Below are 4,819 nucleotides of genomic sequence, written 5' to 3' on the forward strand. Positions count from 1 at the left end.
GGCGAAGCTTAACCAGGGGGGGTCAATACGTCAACCAAGAAGAATATTGTTTTCCTAAAGAGAACTTACCGTACCTTCGCTTTTCTACGTCCGTACGCAAGAACGCCCCAACCTCCCTTACAAACATAAAATTTACCATATAAATCAAAGACTAGTCTGTTCAGGTGCCGTCCCGGGGGAGGTCGCCGCGCCGTCGTCAAAAGCAGCCAAATGGTCGACGATGATCTGGCGATAGCCAGTCATACCCTTATAGGCCGCAATTTCCGGGTGCAGATCGCGGATCACGCGGTGCATGCGCCTGGCCCATTTTGGCACGCGCGTCAGCTCTTCGAGACGGATAAGATAACCCCGAATACCAAATAGGATCGCATTCGAGCGCGGCAAGCGCGTTAAGGTTTGTACCTCAACGCGCAGGCATAGCCGGGCGCCGACATTCTCCGGCGTGATTGCCGTTTTTTCAGGCCCCCAGATGGGATAATTCTCCGGCGATGTATCCAGGCGCGGGTTGGCCGTGAGGGTCCAGTTGAGCCGGCGCACAGGCTTGCCATATTGCAGGCGCAACAGGTAGGTGAGCGCACGTTCAAACACACCGGCCTGATGCGCCACCGGAACCGGGCCGTGCCATTCCATGAAGGACATGCCAGCGTCAAAGTTCAACGACCAGTCAGCCTGGGTGGTAACCATGCCGCCCTCGACAAACAAATTATTGTCGCGCTGATCCTGCAGGGTAAAGTCTCCCTGCACCTGGCGGGTGATGAATTCGAACGGCGGATAAGGCAGGGTGGAGGCATCGCCGAAGGTGAACTTCTGGTCAATGGCCAGCGGGCGGTTGACCCAGTGCCATGCCGCCCCGTCTTTGCTCAGTGTGAATTGCTCTGGATAATCCTTCGCCAGACTCTCCATCAGCAACTCCAGCGTATCCCACTCGGCATCGATGAGGTGTGGCATAACGAAGCAGCGCATTGGGTCATCAGCCAGGGTGATCGCACGGTCCACACATTCGCCGATATAATGTTCGTCCAGATCGAATACCGCGTCATATACCGGGGAGGCGCCGCCGGGCACATGCGGCTCCATGTTGACGGAGTACATGTATTTATCTTCATGAAATGGAAACGGAAAACGCAGAATGGCAGCGTCGGAATTACGGGCCGTGTAATCCTCACGAAAGGTCTCGGCAGGTTTCAGGACGAGGTTCATTGCTTAAATATCCAGTACCAGCTCAGGAGTTTTAGCGCGCGAGACGCAGGGCATGATCGTGTTGTTGCAAGCCCGCTGGGTCTCGCTCAGATAATGGTCGTGATGGTCGGGAATGCCTTCCAACAGCGCCGTCTCACAAACACCGCAGGCGCCGCCACGGCAAAGGCTGGGCGGAGCGAGGCCGGCGTCCTCGATGGCTTCCAGCAGACTCTGGTCAGAGCCGACATTGATCGTAAGGTTGGAGCGGCGCAGACGCGCGACGAAAGGAGCACCGCCGGTCGCGCCGCCGAAACTTTCCTTATGGACCTTCGCGCCCGGCCAGCCGAGGTTTTGCGCGGTTTGCAGCACCACATCCATGAAAGATTCCGGCCCGCAAACCGAAAGATGCGTTCCAAGCCTCTGATGCGCGAGCAGCTGTTCCAGATCGAGCGTGTTGCGGCTTGTGTGCAAAACAACATTGGGCGTGGCGGGAAGCAGGCGGGCGAAGGCCTCTGCATCTTCCAGCTTGCCACAATGGTGCAGCTCAAAGGGTTTGCGCAACACCTGCAGATAGGCCAGCATGGGGGTGATACCGATACCTGCTGAAAGCAACAGGTGTTTTTGCGCCGTTCGTGGAATCGGGAAGAGATTTTGCGGCGTCTCGGCCTCCACAACCTCGCCGATGGCGGCATGGTCATGCAGCCAGACAGAGCCGCCACGGGAGTGCTCTACACGGCGGACAATGATCTTATACGCGTGGCGATCCTCAGGCGAGGAGACCAGGGAATACGCATTTCTCCACACACGTTCAGGGCCGGGAATACGGAGCAGAATATGCGCGCCGGCGCTGGCGGTGGGCAAGAGCGCGCCCGCCGCATCCGCCAGCGTGAATTGGCGAATTGAGGGGGAAAGTGCAATAATGTCAGTGATTTTAAGCTTCATGAGGCAAGCAACTCCGGCAGCGGGATATCGCCCGGGATTTCTGCATCGACCTTTACCCCCATGAAGGCGGCGAGGCGGCGGGAAAAATGATCGCGCACCTGCAGCGAGGAGCCACAGCCGGGGCAGAGCGCGATGGTTTGCGTCACATCGCCGATCATCGTTTTACAATGGCAGCAATACACGCGTCTTCGTGGCGGTCCCGACTGCGTCAGGAACATCTCGGCCGAAGTCAACCCTGCGGCGCTGCCTATGTTGTAGGTGTCCCAGATGAAAGGCTCAGAACCCAGCGCGTAGAGTCGCAGGCCGACGCTCGCGCGCGCGAGATGGTGCGTGAGAAAAGCATGCATCTCCGGCACGGCGCGGAAAGCGCGGTGCCGTCCGGCCGGCGGCGCCTGGATTCCGGGAGCGATGGTCCTTACATTCCAGAGGCTGATATTGGAAAGAGTGAGATCCAGCGTAACAGGTGGTTCGGACTGGTCGGTGACGACCAGATGTTCACGGCCAGTCAGGTCAAGCGCAAAAGGCTTGTAGAGGGGCCGGCTTTTGTTCATCAGCCTACCACCGTGCGTTTTTTCTTCTCCGGGTCATCAAACGGCAGAGTGTGCGCGATGGCTGCGATGCTACCCGACTCATGTTCGACGGTCATTTTAGTGCCGTGCACAGCGTAGGGCACGTCCATCCGCGCGATGGCCATGGATTTTCCGGTAAGGGTGGAGACCATGGGGCAGGTGATAACGCCAATGGCCTTGCTGTCTGCATAAAGTTTATCGCCGGGGTTGGCGGCTTGCGTACCTTCCAGCAACACACCGAAAATTTTGAAACGTTCTTTGCCCTTGAGGCGGTAGTGTTCCTCCGCGCCGCGAAAGCCGGTTTTGCCGGGGCTTACGGTGAAATCCAGACCCAGTTCCCAAAGCGTGTCGCCCGGGGCTTCATCAGCAAAGGGGTACATCTCGGAATTATCGTAGGGGAAGAAGAGCAAATAGCTCTCGGTCCGCAACAGGTCGAGCGCGGTAAAGGCACAGGGGATGATTCCCATTTCCGCGCCATCTGTCAGGATGCGATCCCAGATGATGCCGGCGTCCTCGGATTTGCAAAATATCTCGTAGCCGCGTTCACCGGTATAGCCGGTGCGCGAGATCATCACCGGCTTGCCGAAGAGAGTGGCGCCCATGTGATGAAAATATTTGAGATCGCGAATGCCGGGAACATGTTTTGCCAGGAAATCCACCGCCAGCGGGCCCTGCAACGAGAGATCGAGCAAATCATCATCGAACAGCATGGCGACGTTGCGGCCCGCGATGGCGGAACTCAGCGCCGCGTGCCCTGCCCCGCTGCCATGCACCACAAACCAGGAGTTGGGGCCGGTGCGGTAGAGAATACCATCATCGATGAATTTTCCAGCTTCATTCAAAAAACACGCATAGGCGGAGCGGCCGGGGGTGATCTTGCTGACATCGCGCGTAGTCAGATAATCAAGCACCGCGGAGGCGTGCGGCCCATGCAGATGAACCTTCTTCAATCCTGAAACATCCATGAGCCCCGCCTTGGTGCGGATCGCGACATGGTGGCTCTGCAGATCGCTATCATACGTCCAGGCGGTGGGCATGCCGTTCCAATCTTCGAGCTTGGAACCAAGTGCGCGATGACGGTCAGCGAGGGCAGCGTAACGCCAGGAACGGGTCATGAAAGCTCTTTCTCCAGTGTGGTTTCGATACGTTTTGCCGCGGTCAGGGCATTTCTCAACAGGCAAGCGATGGTCATGGGCCCAACCCCGCCGGGAACGGGGGTGATGATGCCTGCGACCTGGACGGCCTCGCTGAAAGCGACATCGCCGACGAGTTTGGTTTTGCCCGGTTCGGCGGCGGGTACGCGGTTGATGCCGACATCGATGACGGTGGCGCCGGGTTTGATCCAGTTGCCTTTGATCAGCTCTGACCGGCCGACGGCTGCGATAAGAATGTCTGCGGTTTTGCAGATCTGGTCCAGGTTGCGGGTTTTTGAATGTGCGATGGTAACGGTGCAGTTTTGTTGCAACAAGAGCTGCGCAATGGGCTTGCCTACGAGGTTTGAGCGGCCGACGACGACGGCGTTCAGCCCGGTCATGTCGCCCAGCCGGTCCTGCAACAGCAGGATGCAGCCGAGCGGTGTGCAGGGCACCAGCCCCGGCAAGCCGTTTGCCAGCAGCCCGGCGTTGGTGACCGTCAGCCCGTCAACATCCTTGGCGGGCGAAATGGCGGCGATGATGGCTTCGGTGTTGAGATGTTTGGGCAACGGCAGTTGCACCAGGATACCGTGCACGGCGGCATCGGCATTTAGGGCCTGCACCAGCGCCAGCAAATCCGCCTGGGTGGTCTCCGCGGGCAGGCGGTGCTCGAACGAGCGCATGCCCACTTCCACCGTTTGGCGGGCCTTGTTGGCAACATAAACCTTTGAGGCCGGATCATCGCCCACCAGCACCACGGCGAGGCCGGGGGTAAAGGCGAGTGTGGCAACCTCTGCCGCGATACCGGCTCGCAGCGATTCAGCAAAAATCTTACCGTCGATAATATCAGCCAATATTCGAGGTCCTAGAATTTCTTATGAATTAAGGAAGGTAATTATAAGGAACACAATTTGTCAAACGAAAATCCTCCTTACGCTGTGAAGACGACGGCTTTTTTACCGTTGAGGATGACTCGGTCTTCGAGGTGGTATCTGA

5 protein-coding genes are annotated in these 4,819 nt (G+C 58.0%); all 5 read right to left on the reverse strand.

Annotation, left to right across the window (positions count from 1 at the left end; all coding sequences use genetic code 11):
* Positions 1-144: 144 nt before the first annotated feature.
* Genes QQJ84_RS17835 through QQJ84_RS17855 form a run of 5 tightly spaced genes read right to left on the reverse strand, consistent with a single transcriptional unit; the run spans position 145 to position 4,677 of the window.
* Positions 145-1,200, reverse strand: a complete 1,056-nt coding sequence (locus tag QQJ84_RS17835) for a heme-dependent oxidative N-demethylase family protein (protein WP_284259684.1) — start codon at positions 1,198-1,200, stop codon at positions 145-147.
* Between the two features lie 3 nt (positions 1,201-1,203).
* Positions 1,204-2,121: a PDR/VanB family oxidoreductase gene (locus QQJ84_RS17840; RefSeq protein WP_284259685.1), complete on the reverse strand. Its 918-nt coding sequence runs from the start codon at positions 2,119-2,121 to the stop codon at positions 1,204-1,206.
* On the reverse strand, positions 2,118-2,672 hold the full coding sequence (locus QQJ84_RS17845) for a dimethylamine monooxygenase subunit DmmA family protein (protein ID WP_284259686.1): 555 nt from the start codon (positions 2,670-2,672) through the stop codon (positions 2,118-2,120). The genes QQJ84_RS17840 and QQJ84_RS17845 overlap by 4 nt, the downstream gene beginning before the upstream one ends.
* Positions 2,672-3,805, reverse strand: coding sequence for an aminomethyltransferase family protein (locus tag QQJ84_RS17850; protein WP_284259687.1), 1,134 nt, complete (start codon positions 3,803-3,805; stop codon positions 2,672-2,674). Before QQJ84_RS17850 ends, QQJ84_RS17845 begins: the two co-directional genes overlap by 1 nt.
* Positions 3,802-4,677 carry a bifunctional methylenetetrahydrofolate dehydrogenase/methenyltetrahydrofolate cyclohydrolase gene (locus QQJ84_RS17855; RefSeq protein WP_284259688.1) on the reverse strand — a complete coding sequence of 292 codons (876 nt, stop codon included), beginning with the start codon at positions 4,675-4,677 and terminating at the stop codon, positions 3,802-3,804. The genes QQJ84_RS17850 and QQJ84_RS17855 overlap by 4 nt, the downstream gene beginning before the upstream one ends.
* Positions 4,678-4,819: the final 142 nt, after the last annotated feature.

The sequence above is a fragment of the Acidocella aquatica genome, from assembly GCF_030160635.1.
Taxonomy (GTDB): domain Bacteria; phylum Pseudomonadota; class Alphaproteobacteria; order Acetobacterales; family Acetobacteraceae; genus Acidocella; species Acidocella aquatica.

Bases quoted from the DNA above. Each gene is read 5' to 3' on its own strand.
- QQJ84_RS17835 (WP_284259684.1), bottom strand. From the start codon at position 1,200: ATGAACCTCGTCCTGAAACCTGCCGAGACCTTTCGTGAGGATTACACG.
- QQJ84_RS17840 (WP_284259685.1), bottom strand. From the start codon at position 2,121: ATGAAGCTTAAAATCACTGACATTATTGCACTTTCCCCCTCAATTCGC.
- QQJ84_RS17845 (WP_284259686.1), bottom strand. From the start codon at position 2,672: ATGAACAAAAGCCGGCCCCTCTACAAGCCTTTTGCGCTTGACCTGACT.
- QQJ84_RS17850 (WP_284259687.1), bottom strand. From the start codon at position 3,805: ATGACCCGTTCCTGGCGTTACGCTGCCCTCGCTGACCGTCATCGCGCA.